The organism is Mariprofundus ferrinatatus (assembly GCF_002795825.1).
GTDB lineage: Bacteria > Pseudomonadota > Zetaproteobacteria > Mariprofundales > Mariprofundaceae > Mariprofundus > Mariprofundus ferrinatatus.
This window is the reverse complement of record NZ_CP018800.1, coordinates 1,788,336-1,806,693: the sequence shown is the minus strand read 5'-3', so window position 1 is coordinate 1,806,693 and position 18,358 is coordinate 1,788,336. Positions and strand designations below refer to the sequence as shown.

17 protein-coding genes are annotated in these 18,358 nt (G+C 53.6%); 3 read left to right on the top strand and 14 right to left on the bottom strand.

The genetic code is table 11. The features are described 5' to 3' along the window. Positions 1-25: 25 nt before the first annotated feature. Together Ga0123462_RS08765 and aroC are read left to right on the top strand one after the other, a co-directional pair. Positions 26-808 (top strand): enoyl-ACP reductase FabI, encoded by a 783-nt coding sequence (locus Ga0123462_RS08765; RefSeq protein WP_100265947.1) that lies wholly within the window; start codon positions 26-28, stop codon positions 806-808. 9 nt (positions 809-817) lie between these two features. Beyond that, positions 818-1,879 carry a chorismate synthase gene (gene aroC / locus Ga0123462_RS08760; RefSeq protein WP_100265946.1) on the top strand — a complete coding sequence of 354 codons (1,062 nt, stop codon included), beginning with the start codon at positions 818-820 and terminating at the stop codon, positions 1,877-1,879. A gap of 11 nt (positions 1,880-1,890) precedes the next feature. Here aroC and Ga0123462_RS08755 read toward each other — a convergent pair whose 3' ends face one another. The 7 genes from Ga0123462_RS08755 to Ga0123462_RS08725 all read right to left on the bottom strand — a co-directional run bounded on the left by Ga0123462_RS08755 (position 1,891) and on the right by Ga0123462_RS08725 (position 9,801). After that, on the bottom strand, positions 1,891-3,048 hold the full coding sequence (locus Ga0123462_RS08755; protein ID WP_100265945.1) for an MlaA family lipoprotein: 1,158 nt from the start codon (positions 3,046-3,048) through the stop codon (positions 1,891-1,893). A gap of 72 nt (positions 3,049-3,120) precedes the next feature. Next, positions 3,121-4,161: an NADP(H)-dependent aldo-keto reductase gene (locus tag Ga0123462_RS08750; protein ID WP_100265944.1), complete on the bottom strand. Its 1,041-nt coding sequence runs from the start codon at positions 4,159-4,161 to the stop codon at positions 3,121-3,123. 37 nt (positions 4,162-4,198) lie between these two features. Next, a complete protein-coding gene (locus Ga0123462_RS08745) occupies positions 4,199-7,690 on the bottom strand; it encodes an ABC transporter substrate-binding protein (RefSeq protein WP_100265943.1) in 3,492 nt (1,163 codons plus the stop codon). After that, positions 7,678-8,439 (bottom strand): outer membrane protein OmpK, encoded by a 762-nt coding sequence (locus Ga0123462_RS08740; protein WP_100265942.1) that lies wholly within the window; start codon positions 8,437-8,439, stop codon positions 7,678-7,680. Before Ga0123462_RS08740 ends, Ga0123462_RS08745 begins: the two co-directional genes overlap by 13 nt. Next, positions 8,423-9,010 (bottom strand): nucleoside deaminase, encoded by a 588-nt coding sequence (locus Ga0123462_RS08735; RefSeq protein WP_100265941.1) that lies wholly within the window; start codon positions 9,008-9,010, stop codon positions 8,423-8,425. The genes Ga0123462_RS08740 and Ga0123462_RS08735 overlap by 17 nt, the downstream gene beginning before the upstream one ends. Before the next feature lie 84 nt (positions 9,011-9,094). Continuing rightward, the gene (locus tag Ga0123462_RS08730; RefSeq protein ID WP_232726425.1) at positions 9,095-9,574 is read right to left on the bottom strand and encodes an FKBP-type peptidyl-prolyl cis-trans isomerase; all 480 of its coding nucleotides are present in this window, start codon (positions 9,572-9,574) and stop codon (positions 9,095-9,097) included. Beyond that, positions 9,574-9,801 (bottom strand): FmdB family zinc ribbon protein, encoded by a 228-nt coding sequence (locus Ga0123462_RS08725; protein WP_100265940.1) that lies wholly within the window; start codon positions 9,799-9,801, stop codon positions 9,574-9,576. Before Ga0123462_RS08725 ends, Ga0123462_RS08730 begins: the two co-directional genes overlap by 1 nt. Before the next feature lie 118 nt (positions 9,802-9,919). On the opposite strand from Ga0123462_RS08725, the gene Ga0123462_RS08720 reads away from it, so the two are divergent. Then, on the top strand, positions 9,920-12,037 hold the full coding sequence (locus Ga0123462_RS08720; RefSeq protein ID WP_100265939.1) for a hybrid sensor histidine kinase/response regulator: 2,118 nt from the start codon (positions 9,920-9,922) through the stop codon (positions 12,035-12,037). A 42-nt stretch (positions 12,038-12,079) separates the two neighbouring features. Here the strand turns inward: Ga0123462_RS08720 and Ga0123462_RS08715 are convergent, their stop codons facing one another. The 7 genes from Ga0123462_RS08715 to Ga0123462_RS08685 form a co-directional block, all read right to left on the bottom strand. Then, positions 12,080-12,715, bottom strand: a complete 636-nt coding sequence (locus tag Ga0123462_RS08715) for a CDGSH iron-sulfur domain-containing protein (protein WP_100265938.1) — start codon at positions 12,713-12,715, stop codon at positions 12,080-12,082. 9 nt (positions 12,716-12,724) lie between these two features. Further along, a complete protein-coding gene (locus Ga0123462_RS08710; RefSeq protein ID WP_100265937.1) occupies positions 12,725-13,444 on the bottom strand; it encodes a pirin family protein in 720 nt (239 codons plus the stop codon). Continuing rightward, positions 13,441-14,985 carry a glutamate synthase-related protein gene (locus Ga0123462_RS08705; protein ID WP_100265936.1) on the bottom strand — a complete coding sequence of 515 codons (1,545 nt, stop codon included), beginning with the start codon at positions 14,983-14,985 and terminating at the stop codon, positions 13,441-13,443. The genes Ga0123462_RS08710 and Ga0123462_RS08705 overlap by 4 nt, the downstream gene beginning before the upstream one ends. A gap of 14 nt (positions 14,986-14,999) precedes the next feature. Then, entirely contained in the window at positions 15,000-15,938 is a 939-nt protein-coding gene (locus tag Ga0123462_RS08700) for a glutathione S-transferase family protein (RefSeq protein ID WP_100265935.1), read from the bottom strand. After that, a complete protein-coding gene (locus Ga0123462_RS08695; protein ID WP_100265934.1) occupies positions 15,938-17,011 on the bottom strand; it encodes an alkene reductase in 1,074 nt (357 codons plus the stop codon). The genes Ga0123462_RS08700 and Ga0123462_RS08695 overlap by 1 nt, the downstream gene beginning before the upstream one ends. A gap of 156 nt (positions 17,012-17,167) precedes the next feature. Next, positions 17,168-17,752, bottom strand: coding sequence for a YceI family protein (locus Ga0123462_RS08690; RefSeq protein ID WP_100265933.1), 585 nt, complete (start codon positions 17,750-17,752; stop codon positions 17,168-17,170). Between the two features lies 1 nt (position 17,753). Continuing rightward, the gene (locus Ga0123462_RS08685; protein ID WP_232726424.1) at positions 17,754-18,350 is read right to left on the bottom strand and encodes a cytochrome b; all 597 of its coding nucleotides are present in this window, start codon (positions 18,348-18,350) and stop codon (positions 17,754-17,756) included. Positions 18,351-18,358: the final 8 nt, after the last annotated feature.

Genomic DNA, 18,358 nt, shown 5'->3' with positions numbered 1-18,358 from the left:
AAATCACTGAATTAGGGAGTTGCATGTGGGTATTCTTGAAGGCAAAAAAGGCCTGATTCTTGGCGTTGCAAACAATAAATCGATTGCCTGGGGCGTTGCACAGGCAGCCAAACGTGAAGGTGCGACACTGGGTTTTAACTATCTTGGCGAACAGATGGAGAAGCGTGTCCGTCCTCTGGCAGAAAGCCTGAATGCTGAGATCATCGAGCCGATGAATGTCTCTGAAGAAGCAAGTATTGATGCCTTTTTTAACAAGGTGAAAGAGACCTGGGGAGAGATCGATTTTCTTGTTCACTCCATTGCCTATGCGAACAAGGATGCCCTGCAGAATCGTTTTTCTACTACCACGCGCGAGGATTTCCATCTGGCACTTGATACCTCCGCCTACTCCTTTATCGCCTGTGCGCAGCGCGCTGCCCCAATGATGAAAGAGGGTGGCAGCATGGTGACCATGTCCTACCTTGGCGCCGAGCGCGCTGTTCCCGGTTACAACGTGATGGGTGTTGCCAAGGCTGCTCTTGAGGCCTCTACGCGTTATCTGGCTCAGGACCTGGGCGTGGATGGTATCCGTGTAAACTCCGTTTCAGCCGGTCCTATCCGTACGCTGGCTGCATCTGCCGTTGGCGATTTCCGCAAGCTGATGGAGAAAAGCGCCCGCGGTGCCATGCTCAAACGCAATGTTACGCAGGACGAGGTGGGTAATACGACCGTTTACCTGCTCTCCGATCTTTCGTCGGGCGTGACCGGCGAACTGCACTATGTTGATGCCGGATTCCACATTGGCGCCGGCGACACTGGCGTCGAGTAGAGCATCTGAATGTCAGGATCTTCTACCGGGCAGATATTCCGGGTTACCACTGCAGGTGAATCTCACGGCGCGGCTCTGGTCGCGATTGTAGAGGGGTGCCCGGCCGGTATCACACTTTCCGAAGCCGATATCCAGCCCGATCTTGATCGCCGCAAGCCCGGCCAGTCCAAGTACACCACCCAGCGGCGTGAGGCCGATGAGGTGGAGATTCTTTCAGGGGTCTTTGAAGGCAAGACTACAGGTTGTCCGATTGCCCTTTTGATCCGTAACACCGATCAGCGCAGCAAGGACTATTCGGAGATCATGGATAAGTTCCGTCCGGGCCATGCCGATTTTACCTATTTTGAAAAGTATGGTCTGCGCGACTACCGTGGCGGTGGTCGTTCGTCGGCGCGTGAAACCGCGGTGCGTGTGGCGGCCGGGGCAGTTGCCAAACGGCTGCTGGCAGAATCTGGTATTTCCGTTATCGGATGGGTCGATCAGATCGGGCCGGTCAAAGCGGATGCAGCAAAGTTCGACCGCGATGAAATCACCAGAAACCCGTTTTTCTGCCCCGATGCCGAGGCGGCAGGAAAGATGGCCGATCTGATGGATGGTATCCGTAAGCAGGGCGACTCCATTGGCGCAGGCGTTAGCGTTGAAGCACACGGTATGATTCCGGGGCTTGGCGAACCGGTGTTTGACAGGCTTGATGCCGATATTGCCAAGGCGTTGATGAATATTCCTGCCGTTAAGGCGGTAGAGATCGGTGATGGTATGCGCTGTATCGAAGCGAAAGGTTCTGAGTTTGGTGATGCGATACGCATGGACGGTTTCCAGAGTAATCATGCCGGCGGTATTCTCGGTGGCATCTCCAACGGTGATACGGTGCGAGCACGCATGGCGCTGAAGCCAACCTCATCGATCCTGAAGAGCCGGCCGACCATCGATATTCACGGCAACGAGACCGAGATTGTCACCAAAGGACGCCATGACCCTTGTGTCGGCATCCGTGCCGTACCGATTGCTGAAGCGATGCTTGCACTGGTGATTGCCGATCACCTGCTACGCCATCGCGCCAGCAGGCTTTAAGGGCAGCTGTTTTAAGGGCTAACGGGCTCCAGCCAGGCCGTCTGTATGCCTGTTCGGCTCCTGAGATCCTGCAGCTTTATCTTTGCATCCATTCCACTGACAAGCTCACTGCTGTGTAGGCGATACCAGCGCTGATTATCAATAGTCACCGTTTCCAGCTCAGAATCAACCATCCTGCTTCTCAACATATGCAGTGCATTGGTAGCAGCGGTTTCCGACCTGAATGATGCAAGGTTGATACGAAACATGTTGCCGGAGAGTGGTTCGGCTTCTTTTTCAGCCGGGGCATCAATGTTTTTATCTGAAGGGTGTGTGGCATTTTCAGGCTCAGCTGAATTTTCATCAGCTGCAGGTGCGCTTTCGATGCTTTCTGTTCCGGATTCAGCGGGGCGATCAAACTCATCCTCCTGCCAGCCATCATCCTTGGAGCCCCAGTCCTCCTCCTCCCAGCCATCATCACCGAGTGGTTCCGCTTTGGGCGGGTTGCCATCATGAATCAGATAGAGACGATTCTGCCGCCACGCCTCTCGCGTGAAGATATAGGGATCGAGTGCCAGTTCGTCGCGCATATCGGAGGCCTCAAGCAGCTGGGCACGCTGGTCGACATATTTAACCACCGCGATAGGAATGGTAACGGCCGGAACCATGGTGAATGAGAGCCAGAACAGTGGGTCGGTCGCTGTTGCAGTGATGAAATCGGGCGTGTTACGCAGCGAATTCGGTCCCAGCAGCGGATAGACGATATAGGCGCTCTCGCCGACGCCCCACACGGCCAGTGTCTGGCCGAGATCCTCATCGTGCCGTTCAAGACCCATTGAGGATGCAACATCCACGAGGCCACCAGCCCCGAGTGTGGTGTTGACCAGAAAGCGGAACAGGTCACTGAATCCCTGTTCCCCTTTGCCCTGCAGGAAGTCGTTGAGCACGGTGTTGAGATATGTCGCATTCTCAAAGAAATTGGATACGGCGGTTCGCATTGGTTTGGGAACTGCGGCAGTGTAACCGCGCGCCAGCGGTTTCAGCGTAACCCGGTCGATGCCGTCATTGACCTTGTCGGTGACGCGGTTGACCGGCTCGATGGGGTCGTAATTGTTCTGGGGGGTTGCGCATGCAGAGAGCAAGGCTGCCAGAAGCAGGGCAAGTATCAGGTTGAATGGGTGCCGGTTCATCACAGCCCAATTATGCCATCTGGGTGGACGATTGCACGAAATTGAAGGCGGTAGTGAAGCATCAGCCAGCAATTACGGACACGGATTGGAATAGCGCTGAAAAACCGCTTCAATGTCGGCAATACACTCATCTGTCAGGGTGACCTCGCTGCTTGCAATATTGTCAGACAACTGCTGCATGCAGGTTGCTCCTATGATTGTAGCAGAAACAAACGGCTGTTGCCGAATAAATGCCAGGGCCATCTGTGCAGGGTCAAGCCCGTGTTTTATCGCCACCTCCACATAGGCTGCAACCGCCTTTTCGGCAATGGGGCCGGAGTAACGGGTGTAGTGCTCAAACAGTGTTAGTCTGCATCCCTGGGGCCGCTTACCGTTCAGGTATTTTCCGGATAGCGCACCGAAGGCGAGTGGCGAATAGGCGAGAAGCCCCACCTTTTCGCGGCAGGCAATCTCAGCAAGGCCAATCTCGAAGCTTCTGTTCAGCAGGCTATAGGGGTTCTGTATTGAGACGATACGTTCAAGCCCCATCGTTTTTGCACATTGAAGAAACTGCATGGCTCCCCATGCAGTTTCGTTGGAGATGCCGATATGGCGCACCTTGCCTGCTGATACAAGCCCTGAGAGCGCTTCCAGCGTTTCAGGGATCGGGGTGAACGACTCTTGTTCATGGTGAGCATAATTCAGTTTGCCAAAATAGTTGGTGCTGCGCTCCGGCCAGTGGGTCTGGTAGATGTCAATATAGTCGGTCTTGAGACGCTTCAGAGAAGCATCGCATGCTGTCACGATATTGGAGCGATCAAGCTTTGCTTCGCCATTTCGGATATGCGGGCACCAGGCAGTCGGGCCGCACACCTTGGAGGCGAGGATGATGTTGCTGCGATTGCCCCTTCTGCTGAACCACTCGCCGATAATCGATTCTGTAGCGCCGTAGGTTTCCGGCCTGGGAGGAATGGCATAGAGCTCGGCCGTATCGAAAAAGTTGATGCCGTGCCCAACGGCATAATCCATCTGGGCGAAGGCATCATCCCTGCTGTTCTGCTCGCCCCAGGTCATGGTGCCCAGGCAGATTTCACTGACCTCTATCTCTGTATTACCGAGCCTGTTCTGTTTCATGCTGTGGCCATGGCTGATGAAATCGGGTTTCGCTTCGTCATAAGGGGCCTTTTCTGTCCAGCATTGTTGCCAGGGTATGATCGAGCAGCTCAACAGAGTAGGGCTTGTTGAGGATGACTGTTCCCTGCAGACGGTTATCCCGTTCAATCTCCTGGCGCTTGTCGTAGCCTGTTGCAAATATGATGGGAATGAAGGCATCCTGTTTTCGCAACCTGCCGGCCAGTTCAAGCCCGCCCATTTTCGGCATCACCACATCGGTAAGGATCAGGTCGATCCCGCCCTGTTTGCTGTTGAAGAGATCCAGCGCTTCAATGCCGTTCTCGGCTTTCTCTACCCTGTAGCCCAGTTGCTCCAGTACCTCCCCAATCACTTCAAGCACCGATGGTTCATCATCGACAAGCAGGATGGTTTCTCCGGCGCTGCTCCTTGAAAGGGTTTCCGTAGCGGAGTGCTCCTCCGGGTCTGCTTTAATAATTGGCAGGTAGATGTGGAAGGTGGTGCCCCTGCCAACCTTGCTTTTAACCTCAATGATGCCGCCGTGGGAGTGAATGGCCCCGAATACCATTGAGAGGCCAAGTCCTGTGCCTTTGCCAACCCCTTTGGTGGTGAAGAAGGGGTCAAATATGGATGACAGGTGCTCCTCGGCTATACCGTAGCCATTGTCCTTAATGGTGAGATGGGCGTAAGGGATGTTTTTGGCGGATTCATGCTGAGCCAGAAAAGCGGAGTCGGGAAGAAACCTGTTCAGGCGAATATGGATGACCGGCTGTTTTACATCCTCAACGGCATCACGTGCGTTGTTCATCAGGTTGAGAAGTACCTGTTGCAACTGCGTGATATCAGCTGAGACCTTCATGTTCTCACTGATCTCCAGCGTGAGATCGACATCCTCCGGGATCGAGACCTTGTGTAGTTTGTAGGTCTCATTGAGGAAGGGGGTAAGTAGAACGGTTCTCTTTTGTACCACATCTTTTTTTGCAAAAGTGAGAAGCTGTTTGATCATCTCGGCCGCCCTGCCGATCAGCTTCTGAACATTTTCGAGTTTCTCGGCAACCTTCGGTTGCCCCTCGGTCGCTTTTCCGATCAGGTACACATTGCCGGTAATGCCCGCCAGCATATTGTTAAAGTCGTGGGCAATGCCACCAACGAGTGTGCCGATGGACTCCATCTTCTGCGCCTGATAAAACTGCTCTTCCAGCGCCTGAATCTTGGAAATGTCCTCGTGTACGCCGACAAAGTGGGTGATTGTTCCATCGCCATCACGGATCGGCGACAGTGTCAGCATAGCTGGATAGGTAGAGCCATCCTTTTTCTTCTCGATGATTTTCCCCTGCCAGATATTACCCTGATGAATGACCTCACGAATCTCGTCTATCTGATCAACATACCCATCTGCCCGGAACAGCCCGGGTGTTTTACCCAGTGCCTCCTCGCTGCTGAAGCCGGTGATGCGGGTGAATGCCGGGTTTACATATTCGATCTTACCATCGCGATTGGTAATGGTGACCACTTCGCTGGCCTGTTCAATGGCGCTCGAGAGTTTCTGAAGCCGCTCCATGTCGATGCTGCGCTCAATGGCAAGGGCACAGAGCTTTGCTGCATTGGTAATGGCCTCGATCTCACTCTTGCTGGGTGACGCGGGATGGTCGTAGTACATTGCAAAAGTGCCCAGCACCTCACCCTTGGAGTCAAAAACCGGTTCGGACCAGCAGGCGCGCAGATGGTGCGACAGGGCAAGTTCCACATAGGGTGCCCAGAGCGGATCATGCTCAATATCATCGACGATGACGCGTTTTTTGAGAAATGCCGCAGTTCCGCATGAACCCACGGATTCCCCGATTTCCAGCCCCTCAACGGCCTGGGTGTATGCATCTGGAAGGCTGGGTGCGGCCCCGGTGTAAAGCTTCCCGTCTCTCAATCTGAGGATCGAAGCTTTCATGTTCGGATAGATGGCTTCGTAGCTATTCACGATCTCTTCAAGGATGTGGAGCAGCTTTTTGTCACCGACAATCATCTCAAGGATTCTGGTGGTCGATTGCATCAGCTGTTCTGTCTGTTTCTTCTCCGAGATATCGAATATATTCCCTTCCAGCCAGGCTACGCTTCCATTTTGTGAATAAACCGGTTTGCCGCGTTCGTGCACCCAGCGAACTGCGCCATCTCGACAGATGATTCGATATTCAAGATTATAGTGGTTACCCCCCTTCACGGCCTGTATCACTTGTGCTGAAACCGACTCCGTGTCATCGGGATGAATAATGCTGGCAAAGGAGCGAACCCGATTGCCTAAAAAGTCGGAAGCGGGATAACCGCTGAGCAGCGCAATCGAATCGTTGATGTAATCCATGGTCCAGCATTCATCACATGCACAGCGATAGGTGACACCGGGCACGTTCTCTACAAGCGTCCTGAAATGGGATTCGCTTCGTTTCAGAGCTTCGGTACGGGCCTTGACCATACGCCTTAGCAGGACGGTCTGCAGGGCAAAGATGGCAAGCAGAGCCAGCAGGGCGAATACAGTCAGCTGCCAGGCGTAGTGGCGAATGATGGTTTTCAGGTCGGTCTCAGGTTCGTAGAGCATGCCGTCGAGCTGGAAATCGGCGGGGATCAGCCCGAGGCCGCGGTAGGTTGCGGCGATCTTCTGCCAGCGCTCCTCGCTCATGTAGCCCAGAGCCACCACATCCTTGAGGATCAGTTCGCTGGTTTTTACCGCTTCGTGGTAGAGCTGGTGGCGTGACAGCGACTGGCTGTTGTACTTCTGAATGATCAGCTCGATCGCTTCATCCATATGATCCAGGGCGTACCGCCATCCGTTCATGCTGGCGCGGATCATTGCATCGACCCGTTTGGGGTGTTTGGCAACTTCAGCCTCTGAGGTGACAAGAATATCACCGTAGAAGTCGATGTCTAAATCCCGCGGGTCGAGGAGACGGTGGGGGATGCCCATCTCGTCGAGCTGGTGCGGCTGGTCGGTGGTGTAGACGCTGAAGGCGTCGGTATTGTGGTTGATCAGATCCTGCAGGTTGAAGCTGGTGTCCTGGCGGATAATGTCGCCTGGCCCCAGCCCAGCCTTCTTCATCGCCGCCAGTATCACCGCATCCATGTGGCCCGACTGCATCATTGCCCGCCTGCCCTTAAGCTCGGCAAAGGTATGGATGCCGGAGTCGGCGAGTACGGCGAGTGCCAGCGGCGAGTGCTGGAAGAAGGCTGCGAGCGTTTTGACCGGCTTGCCGGCTGAGCGAGCCATCAGCACGCCGGTATCGGTGATGCCGTAGCGCCCTTCGCCCTTGAGTACATGCTCGATCGGGTTGTTGCCCGGGCCGCCCTCCAGCAGTTTAACGTTCAGCCCCTCATCCCTGTAGTACCCTTTCTCGATCGCCATGTAAAAGCCGGCAAACTGGAAGGCATGCCTCCATTTCAGTTGCAGTTCGATCTGTTCTGCAGCGCCGGTGGAGGAAGCCCCCAGAAAAATGAGTGAGAAGAGGGCGAAAAGGGATCGAATCGGGTGCAGGGTTTTTACCATACCCATTTTATCATACCCTGCAGCACACTGCTGTTGAGAAAGCGGTTATGGTGATAATCCCATTCGATCCCGGCGGACAGGTTATCAAACTCCTGGCCGAAGAGATTGCCGATATCAAGCAGCAGCTGCGGCTGCATGCCAATTTCCGTACCGTTACTGTCAGAGCCATAAATATCGATAAACCCTTCAAATGACATCCATGTGCCGAAGGGGACGCTCCATACCGTGGTGGTCTGCCAGGTGCGGCGGTTAAAATTGTCTTTGCGAAGATAGGCGTGGATGCTGAGCAGGTTGAAGCCGGGAATCGAGAGATCCGTGCCCAGGCCGATCAATTCTGCATGAAACCCATCACCATCACGATTGAGCTGACCTGCGAGAAAAAAGTCTTTGAATATTCCGATCGACAAATCATGGCCTGAGATGGCGGAAAGGCTTAGACGGGGAGCCCACTCGGAGTAGATGCGCGTGTGGCTGCCGGTAGGGGAGCCTGCAAAGTCGAGGAAGTTTCCGGAAAGGAGATCGACAAAGAGATAGTTATCGCCATAAGACCAGGTGCTGAAATGCTCCAGCGTGAGGGTAGTCATATTGCCATCGGAAGTATTGTTGCCGTAATAGTTGTCGTGGAAATTAGTGCCGTATAAGAGTTGCAGGTTGGTGGTTGAGAAGTTGTCCGCGAGTGATGCCGCCGGGGCATAACAGAGCAGTGAAGCGCAGAGAAAAACAGTTCTGAACAGGCGCTTAAGATTGCCGTGCATTATAGATATCTCTGTTAAGTTCTGCGTATCTGTTTAGAACGCCGATAGCTTCATCCCGGCAGATGTCCGTTTCGACTGTAATTCCACGCTCATTCAGGGCAGCGCTCCAGTCGGACAGCTTCGGTCCCTCGTCAAAGCCGATGGCTCGCGCATCTTCATCGCGTGCGCCGCATGCAAGGTGGCGGATGCCTGACCACGGGATCGCCCCGAAACACATGGCGCACGGCTCACAGCTGGTAACCAGTTCAAAGCGGGGGAGCCCCTCCGCACCCAGGTCGAAGGAGCCGAGTTTCTGCTGGGCAATAGTGATGGCAACCATTTCGGCATGGGCTATTGAGCAGTTTGAAGGGACGACAAGGTTCACGCCTGCTGCCAGCAGGGTATGAGAGCTCATATCGAAGATTGCAGCCCCAAACGGACCACCGCTCTCCTGCTCGATATTGCGGCGGGCAAGCCGAATTGCCAGCTGCATGCGTGAGGTTTTGTCAGGATATACGCTCTTATCCTCCGCCATGAAATCCGAGAGCCACGCAGGCAGTTCAATGATGATGCTGGAGGGCGCCGAAGTCATGCTAAGAAGTTAGCAGGGTGAAATAGAACAATCAAAAAAAATGTCATTCACGCGCATTCAACCGGAGGCTGGTCATTCGGTGTCTCAATGAACCTTCAACAACTCAACCTCGAAAATAAGCGTTTCATTGGGGCCGATGGCATCACCAGCGCCGCGCGCACCATAGGCGAGATTTTCCGGAATAAAGAGCTGCCATTGCGCCCCCTCTTTCATCAGCTGCAGTGCCTCTGTCCAGCCAGGAATTACACGGTTGGTCTGGAAAATCATCGGGTTGCCACGGCTGTAGGAGCTGTCAAATTCGCGGCCGTCAATGGTGGTGCCGCGGTAGTGTACGGTGACATTGCTCTGCAGCGCAGGGGAGATTCCTGACCCTGCTCTCAGGACTTTGTATTGCAGGCCGCTGGGAAGGGTAATGACCCCCTCTGCCGAAGCGTTGTGCTGAAGAAAAGCGGCGCCTTTGGCGGCATTGTCAGAAGCCAGCTGGGGATCGAAGGGTTTGGCTGGTTCGGATGAACAACCGATCAGCAACAGGGTCAAGAGCAGCAGGAGTGATTTCTTCATCATCAGTTCATCCCCGGACAGCAGCCACCGGTTCCACAAGCCGGGAGAGGTGAGCAGGGCGCGGTTCCGCAAGCGGTATCGGGAGCGCCTGATGTGACGGCGTGAGCCGAAATCAGTTTCTGCAGGCTCAGGCTGTTGCACTGTTTGCAGGAAACAGGTTCAGAGCTGTTGCGCACCAGTGTCTCAAATTTATGCTGGCAGTCGTTACAGCGATATTCATAAATTGGCATGGCTATCTCCTTGGCTGCAATTGTACATACTGACCAGAGCGAGAGAAGCTAATATCAAGCAGCAGACTTGAATGGTATGCTGCTTGCCTGGGTATATCATGGGGGCTAGAAAGCAGGGATGAGTTTTACGATGGGAAGTGGGAGTGTATCGGTATTCGACGACAGGCGGAAAGTGCTGTTGCTGGTACACCTTATTTCTGCGATTACCCTCGCTTTTTTCAGCCTGATTCACTACTTCGACCCCGACTGTTTTGCCCTGTTTGCAGCTGAAGCCATGCTGGCAGTGGTGATGGTCGTCTCCTGCTGGTTTATCCGGAACGGTGCAGATCTCATCATCATTGAAAATTCGCTGATGCTTTGTGCCGTCACTCTTTTCACCGCACTGATCTTTTTTAACAGTATTGCGAACACGGGGATTTACTGGGTCGCGGGCTACCCGTTTGTGGCCAACTTTGTCCATCCGGCCAGGCAGGCTAAATACTGGGTCATCGCATTTGCGGTCGAGCTGGTCGCAGTTGGCGGGTTGATCTCATCCGGCGTGCTTACCTTGCCCTATTCAGCTATCCAGATTTTTTGTCTGGTCTCCGTAATACTCTTTTTCGGAATCCTTGCCTATATCTACAGGTCTCAACTGGAACTTCGGCAGCAGCAGCTGGCCGAGGCCAACAGCCATCTGGAGCAGCAGCAGTACCGCATGCAGGTGATTCTCGACCACTCGCCGATTGGTATCTGGATGGTTGATCGCAACCTTAATTTTCAGTTTGTAAACAGAACCTGTTCAGTGTGGGGGGAGATCTCTGAGTCTCAGCTTCAGCAGATAGAAGCCGGCTCGCTGCCTGTTCCCAAGGCGTTGGCAGAGAAGTGGATGGCATCGGATCAGCAGTGCCTTGATTCTGAAGAGGCATATCATGCTCAGGAAGAGATAGAGGTTGATGGTGTAGTCAGGACGTTTGATATTACCAAGGTAAAGGTGGTGGATAGCCAGGGAGATTTTCTGGGCATTGTTGGTTTTGCCAACGATATTACTGATAAGGTCATCGCTGAAATGGAGCATGAGTCTCTGGAGAGGCAGGTGCAGCACTCACAGAGGCTGGAGGCACTGGGGATCATGGCTGGTGGTGTGGCACACGATTTCAATAATCTTCTGACTGCCATTCAGGGGGGGGTTGAGCTGGCCAAGATGGAGACGGGTCTCAGTGATTCCATGCAGGAGTCGCTTGCCTGTATCAATTCGGCCGCATATGCAGCAACCGATCTCTGCAGGCAGATGCTGGCCTATTCGGGCAAGGGGCTGATGAAATATGAGCCGATCAATGTTCGTGGGTTGATTGAGGAGATGCATCCGCTTTTCGAAGTCTCAATTGGCAAGCATATCTCGTTTGAGCTTGATTTCGACCACTCTAAGGGGCTGATCGAGGGTGACAGATCTCAGGTCAGCCAGGTGCTTCTGAACCTGGTGACCAATGCGGCCGAGGCAATTGGCAGCGATAAGCAGGGGCGGATTCTTCTCTCACTTCATCATCAAGATATTGGAGAGGGGAGGGTTGATCCGGTTTCGGGTGTTGAGATGAAGCCGGGTTGTTATGTGGTGATCGCGGTCAAGGATAACGGCTGCGGCATGGAGCCTGCGGTGATCGAACACATGTTCGATCCCTTCTTTACGACCAAGTTTACCGGCCGGGGCCTGGGCCTGAGTGCCATTCTTGGTATTCTCCGTTCCCATCATGCAGGCATGGAGGTGCAAAGCATTCCCGGAAAGGGCAGTGATATTTCAGTCTGGTTCCCCTGCTATTGCAAGGATGGGTTGTTCCCTGAAACGGACAAGCAACCAGCGCTTGTCGCAACTGAAAAGGCAAAGGTGCTGGTGGTTGATGATGAAGGATCTGTGGCTGCAGTGGCCAAAAGAATGCTGGAGAAACTTGGGCAGCAGGTGGTTGTAGCCTCAAACGGCATGGAGGCGATAGAGCTGTTTTCGAAAGAGGCTGATATCGACTGGGTGCTGCTCGATGTCACCATGCCGGAGATGGATGGCGTGGCATGCCTGAAGGCGCTTCGAACGTTAGATCCGGATGTTTATGTCACGATGTCGTCGGGATATGACGCAGAGAGTGCGCTGAATAACTCCGCCGGCTGCCAGCCCGACGATTTCTTAAGCAAGCCTTATACCTTCGCTTCTTTGCGCACGGTTGTTGAGCATGCTGCAGCCCGGAAAAAGAATGGCGCAGCCTCGGCTTAAAGGGTGCCTGAAAACCACCTCTCTGTAGTTCTCATGATATGACTATTCGCAACTGAAGCCGATGGCTGCATGACTGCCATCGCAGTAGGGTTTGCTTTTCGATGCGCCGCAGCGGCACATTGCGCTTTTGCCACACACCCTTGCCGGCTTGCCGGATGAATCGCAAATGGTATGTGGGCCAACCAGATAGAGCGGCCCATTTCTCAGCGGTTTGATGTCGAGCTTACCTGCTTGGGGTTCCTCATCGGGATTGAACGGAGGAACCTCACCCGCATCGTTGAATCCGGCTTCGTTATGGGCGCCATCGCACCATGGTTTGTTTTTTGATGCGCCGCAGCGGCACAGAGTAGCTCGCGGGCTATCCTGCCCCTCACCATTGATCGTAAAATCAGCTCGGATATGCAGCGGTCCGTTGGCTTCTACGGTAACGCTGTTTGCCTCAGGAGCCTGCTCATTGTCCCCCTCCTTTCGTTCATAACGAAGGGCGCCGGATGGGCAGGTTGCAATCAATTGGGCCAGCGCTGTCACGTCGGCGGCATCCGGATAAATCCATTGCCCTTTGACGTCGGGCCTGAATACATCTGGCAGCCCCTGCACACACTTTCCAGAATGGATGCAGCGCGAAGCATCGAAACAGACTGTAATCGCATGGCCTTCGTATCTCTGCTGTTTGCTCATCATTGCCCCCTAATCTACAAACGGACCGTGCTGGTTGATCGGTTCGTGATGAGGGTTTCCGAAACACCACATGAGCCTCGCGCCCTGTTCACTTTTCAACTCAATCAACTGCTCACTCTCGATAAATAGTGCCTGGCCATTTTCGGACATTACTCCATTGGCTGTGAATTTTCCTGCAACAGCATAAACAAAGCCGCGAAAAGCGGAAGCAATGTTATGTCTGTAGGTGCTGCCAGGTTGAAGCTGGATATCGAGATACTCCACCTCGGTATGCAGCTCTAGCGGCGATCCGGTGCCAACTATAGTACGAACGGTTACACCATCACTGCAGTTCTCAGGGATCTCTCTTTCTTGTAGCTGCTGGTAGTCAGGATCAATTGATTTCAATCGCCTGGGCAGGTTAATCCAGAGCTGGATACCGTGGGCGTGACCATCCGGGAATTCCGAGTGAACCAGGCCGCGGCCAGCAGTAAAGCGCTGCGCACCGCCGCCATGGATGGCACCGTGGTTGCCGAGATTGTCGCTGTGATTCATGCCGCCATCAAAGAGGTAGGTGATCGCCTCAAAACCACGGTGCGGATGATCAGGGAAGCCTCCACCTGAGATGTCGAAGTGATCCCACAACACAAAAGGATCATAATTGCGCAGGCCTGCCAGCGGCATCAGCCTTTTGACTGTTACGCCATCGCCTTCAGGAACAATTGTTGCTGTATGAATGCTGATGCTCATGATCCGCTCTCTACGCCAGCGTAACGAATACCGGAGAGATCGCACACCTCTTTTTTCCAGCTGGTCAGGTCATTGATGTTGAACTCATTGAGGTGTTGGTGGCCACAGGCCCGGGCCATGGTCTGCATAAGCTCTACCGATGCGCTGAAGTAGCGCTGCAGTCGCAGGGCTGAATGTTCAACATTCAGACGCTGTCGCAACTGTTTATTTTGCGTGGCGATGCCTGCCGGACAGTTGTTGGTATTACACATTCTGGCGGCCACACAGCCAATGGCTTGCATGGCAGAATTCGCGATTGCGACACCCTCTGCGCCCAGGGCCATGGCTTTAATAAAATCCGGTGCAAGTCGTAAACCGCCGGTGACAATCAGCGTAACCCGGCCACTTGCTCCCTGCGCATCAAGGTATTTCCTGGCTCTGGCCAGTGCCGGAATGGTGGGCACACTGATATGATCCCTGAACAGTTCAGGTGCAGCTCCCGTACCTCCTCCGCGGCCATCAAGAATGATGTAGTCGGCACTTGCATCAAGTGCGAACTGGATATCTTTTTCAATATGATTGGCGCTGAGTTTAAAGCCAATGGGAATGCCGCCGCTAATTTCTCTGACATGATCAGCAAATTTCTTGTAATCGGAAGAGCTGGATAGATCTTTGAAGGTTGGTGGTGATATTGCTGGCTCCCCTTCTGGGATTCCACGTACCTGGGAAATTTTACCGATATTTTTGTTGCCTGGCAGATGACCACCGGTGCCGGTTTTTGCGCCTTGCCCCCCCTTGAAATGAAAAGCCTGCACCTTACCGAGTATATCTTCTGTATAGCCGAACTGAGCACTTGCCAGTTCATAAAAGTAACGTGAGTTGGCAGCCTGTTCTTCAGGCAGCATGCCTCCTTCTCCAGAGCAGATGCCAGTGCCGGCCAATTCTGCACCTATGGCCATTGCTGTTTTGGCCTCTTCAGACAAAGAGCCAAAGCTCATATCCGAAACAAACAGCGGGATATTCAGTTGCAGTGGTTTTTTTGTCTCAGGTCCAATCACCAGCGCAGTTCCTACCGGATGATCTTCCATGAGGGGTTTTGTGTGCATCTGGGCTGCCAGAATCTGAATGTCATCCCAGTGAGGAAGCAGGTGCCGAGGAACACCCATGGATGTCATCGGACCGTGGTGACCAAGCTTGGATAAACCTTCATTGGCCAGTTGATGAATCAGCGTCACAGTGGGCTCTTCAGGGGTGGGGACTGCCAAAGGGCGGTCTCCCTGTTTGGTTTTGATGCCGGGGCCTTCTTTGCCCACCTGCTGGTCAGAAAACTGGGCATGGGAGCCGTCACAGAATGGGGTGCTGCCTGTGTGTTTGCAGGCGCACAAAAATGCCTCCTGATCCTCATCGGAAACGATGACACGCGGAGTGAATGAAGTGCCGATATGTGAGCCATCACAAAATGGCTGACTCTTCGACCTGCCGCAGGTGCAGAAGTGGTACTCCTGACCTTTGCTCAGATTCACCTGAACGGGTTTGTTATCGGCAACGATTGGTTTGTCCATATGGGCTCCTGATCTTATATGATGAAGGTTCGGTTATGCGGCGCATCGAAGTCCAGTACAGGTCCTTTCGGAACGATGCGTGTCGGATTGATAGACTCGTGGCTAAAGTAGTAATGCTCTTTGATATGGCTGAAGTTCACGGTCTCGGCGATGCCGGGCTGTTGATAGAGGTCGCGCAGATAACCCGAAAGATTCGGCATATCTGCGATGCGGTTGCGGTTGCATTTGAAATGGCCAACGTAAACGGCATCAAATCGGATCAGTGTGGTGAAGAGGCGCCAGTCCGCCTCGGTAATGCGGTTGCCAACGAGGTAACGTTGAGCAGTCAATCTCTCCTCTACACTATCGAGTGCAGAAAACAGATTATCAAATGCCGCTTCATAGGCATTCTGGGCTGTGGCAAAGCCGCATTTATAAACACCATTATTAATGTTGGGGTATACAAAGGCATTAATCTCGTCGATCTGGTCGCGCAGATCGGCAGGGTAGTAATCATCCCGGTTGCCGGTCAGGTCATTGAAAGCAACATTAAAGATGCGAATGATTTCGGCCGATTCATTACAAACGATAGTTTCCCGCCTTTTGTCCCAGAGAATCGGTACGGTCACACGCCCCGTGTACTGTGAATCGGCCTTTGCATAGAGCTGATGTGCATGGTTAAAACCGTAGAGCGGTTCCGGCTCGCTAAACTGCCAGCCCCGGCTCAGCATATGCGGGTCAACAACTGTGACGGGAATAATATCCTCCAGCCCTTTGAGTTTGCGAAAGATCAGCGTGCGGTGTGCCCATGGGCAGGCCATCGAGACATAGAGGTGATAGCGATCCGGTTCGGCAGGGAACCCTTCTCCACCGAACTGGCAATGGAACTTCGATGGCGCGCGGTGAAATTTACCGTCTTTGGAGGCCCACTTTCCGTCATCTCCCTCCCAGCGGCCATCGATCATCATGCCCATCAATCGTTCTCCAGTATTGGATAGTCGGTGTAACCATGCTCATCTCCGCCGTAGAATGTGGTCTGGTCCGCTTCGTTCAGCGGTGCGTTGCGGCGGAAGCGTTCGGGAAGGTCAGGGTTGGCGAGGAAGGGCACACCAAAGGCGATCAGGTCGGCCGAGTCTGAATGAAGGGTATCTTCTGCACGTGTCTGATCAAAACCACCATTGGCGATATATGCGCCATCAAAACAGTCCCGAAGCTGCCGGCAGTCAAATTCGCTGCTCGCTTCGCCGGTCATGCTTACCTCCACGACATGCAGGTAGGCGAGCCCTAGGCCGCTGAGGCTGGTTGCTACATGGTTGAATGTTGCCTGAGGATTGGTGTCGCTCATGTCGTTGAAGCCGTTGACCGGCGAGATGCGCACACCAACCCTGTTGAATCCGATTTCACTGCCAACCGTGTTCACGATTTCAACCAGCAGGCGAGTGCGGTTTTCCAGTGAACCTCCATACCTGTCTGTGCGTTTGTTGCTGCCATCACGAATAAACTGATCGATCAGATAGCCGTTGGCGGCATGGATCTCGACACCGTCAAAACCGGCATCTTTGGCGCAGGTCGCTGCATGGCGGTACTGCGCTACGATGGCGGGTATTTCGGAAGTGTCCAGCGCTCGCGGCGTGACAAAGGGTTTGAGCCCTTCATAAGTGAAAGCATCACCTGCAGGCCGGATAGCCGACGGCGCAACCGGCAGCTCGCCAGCATGAAAATCAGGGTGGGAAATACGACCGCAGTGCCAAAGCTGTACAAAGATATGGCCGCCCTCTGCATGCACTGCATCGCAAACCTGTCTCCAGCCAGCAACCTGTTCAGCCGTGTAAATGCCTGGCGTGGCCGGATAGCCGACTGCCTGCGCGGATATCTGAGAACCCTCAGTCACGATCAATCCGGCTCCTGCGCGTTGCCGGTAATATTCAGCCATGATCGCGTTAGCAATGCCTTCAGGCGCCCTGTTACGCGTCATCGGTGCCATGACCATACGGTTATTCAGTGTGAGGCCTGCGAGGTTGGCAGGGGAAAGCAGTTTGTTACTCATCTTGGCTCCTATGTCCCGGTTTCGAGTGAAATTGATCACTATTTGCAACGCCTATGCTGACGATGCGTGGCATTTCTATATAAATGGGTTTAACATAAATGCCTGCACGCCGGGAGGAGAGGAGAGGGGATTCTCCCGGCGTGCATCTCAATCGCCTTACTGGCGGACCCCTTCAATGGAGAAGAAGAGCTCTACGTTTTCAGCTGCAGCGCCCAGCATGCCGCCTTTAAGCATATTGTAATCGGAGAGGTGCAGGGTGGTGGTGCCTGAAAAACCACGGCGGAACCCTCCCCATGGGTCTTTGCCAGCTCCTATCTGGGTCACATCAAAGGCGATCTCTTTGGTAACACCGCGCAACGTGAAGTTTCCTTTCAATACTCCTTTGCCGTTGCCTTTGTCTTCATAAGCGGTGCTGGTAAAAGTCGCCTTGGGAAATTTAGCAACATCAAAGAAATCTGCGCTGCGCAAATGTTTGTCACGCTCGGCATGGTTGGAGTCGATGCTTGCCACATCGATTTCGGCCGTAACGCTGTTGTTCGCCGGGTTGGTCTCATCATAGGAGTATGACCCGTTAAATGTGTTGAAGTTGCCGATCAGCCAGCTATAGCCCAGATGTTTGATCTTGAACTGGATAAAGGCGTGCTGCCCCTTGATGTCGAATGCATAGTTTTCGGCTGCCTGAGCGGGCATGATGAAGGCCAGTAGAAGCAGTAGTGGTGCAAATAGGTATTTCAGTTTCATTTCATTTTTCTCCTTGTTGTGTGTTGTTGCTATTAACGCCCAGCATACGCAGTAGCGTAATATCTTTGTCGATCACATGATGTTTCAGGGCAGCTCCCGCATGCATGACGGCAAGTCCGACAGCTGCCCATGCCGCATAGAGGTGAACCATGCCAATCAGATCAGCCTGATCTTTGGTGAATGACAGGGTGGCCGGCACAGTGAACAGGCCGAAGATATCAATACCGACACCTCCGGCGGTGGGGATCAGATAGCCCGTAGTGGTGAGGATGAAGAGAAGCAGGTAGTGCAGGCGATGAACTGCCAGGGCTACAAGTTTCTCCCATGTTTCTCCCATCAGCTTCGGGCGGACATTGTTCAGTCTCCAGCCGAAGCGGAAGATGAGCAGGAAGAGAAGTAGCATGCCCACAGCTTTGTGGATATAGGGCGCGTCGTGGTACCAGTTATCATAATAGTTGAGTTCCACCATCCAGAGGCCGAGTCCGAACATGCCGAAAATAGCAATCGCCATCAGCCAGTGAATGACAATGGTAACCAGACCGTAAGAAGTGGGTGTATTGCGCAACATTTGTACTTTGCCTCCGATACGCCTGTTCATTTAGCGTA

Excerpts from the sequence above, each read along its gene's own strand:
- Ga0123462_RS08750 (WP_100265944.1), bottom strand. The coding sequence starts at position 4,161 with ATGAAACAGAACAGGCTCGGTAATACAGAGATAGAGGTCAGTGAAATC.
- Ga0123462_RS08695 (WP_100265934.1), bottom strand. The coding sequence starts at position 17,011 with ATGAGTAACAAACTGCTTTCCCCTGCCAACCTCGCAGGCCTCACACTG.
- Ga0123462_RS08705 (WP_100265936.1), bottom strand. The coding sequence starts at position 14,985 with ATGGACAAACCAATCGTTGCCGATAACAAACCCGTTCAGGTGAATCTG.
- Ga0123462_RS08725 (WP_100265940.1), bottom strand. The coding sequence starts at position 9,801 with ATGCCAATTTATGAATATCGCTGTAACGACTGCCAGCATAAATTTGAG.
- Ga0123462_RS08720 (WP_100265939.1), top strand. The coding sequence starts at position 9,920 with ATGAGTTTTACGATGGGAAGTGGGAGTGTATCGGTATTCGACGACAGG.
- Ga0123462_RS08735 (WP_100265941.1), bottom strand. The coding sequence starts at position 9,010 with ATGACTTCGGCGCCCTCCAGCATCATCATTGAACTGCCTGCGTGGCTC.
- Ga0123462_RS08715 (WP_100265938.1), bottom strand. The coding sequence starts at position 12,715 with ATGAGCAAACAGCAGAGATACGAAGGCCATGCGATTACAGTCTGTTTC.
- Ga0123462_RS08685 (WP_232726424.1), bottom strand. The coding sequence starts at position 18,350 with ATGAACAGGCGTATCGGAGGCAAAGTACAAATGTTGCGCAATACACCC.
- Ga0123462_RS08755 (WP_100265945.1), bottom strand. The coding sequence starts at position 3,048 with ATGAACCGGCACCCATTCAACCTGATACTTGCCCTGCTTCTGGCAGCC.
- Ga0123462_RS08745 (WP_100265943.1), bottom strand. The coding sequence starts at position 7,690 with ATGGGTATGGTAAAAACCCTGCACCCGATTCGATCCCTTTTCGCCCTC.
- Ga0123462_RS08710 (WP_100265937.1), bottom strand. The coding sequence starts at position 13,444 with ATGAGCATCAGCATTCATACAGCAACAATTGTTCCTGAAGGCGATGGC.
- aroC (WP_100265946.1), top strand. The coding sequence starts at position 818 with ATGTCAGGATCTTCTACCGGGCAGATATTCCGGGTTACCACTGCAGGT.
- Ga0123462_RS08690 (WP_100265933.1), bottom strand. The coding sequence starts at position 17,752 with ATGAAACTGAAATACCTATTTGCACCACTACTGCTTCTACTGGCCTTC.
- Ga0123462_RS08740 (WP_100265942.1), bottom strand. The coding sequence starts at position 8,439 with ATGCACGGCAATCTTAAGCGCCTGTTCAGAACTGTTTTTCTCTGCGCT.
- Ga0123462_RS08730 (WP_232726425.1), bottom strand. The coding sequence starts at position 9,574 with ATGATGAAGAAATCACTCCTGCTGCTCTTGACCCTGTTGCTGATCGGT.
- Ga0123462_RS08700 (WP_100265935.1), bottom strand. The coding sequence starts at position 15,938 with ATGGGCATGATGATCGATGGCCGCTGGGAGGGAGATGACGGAAAGTGG.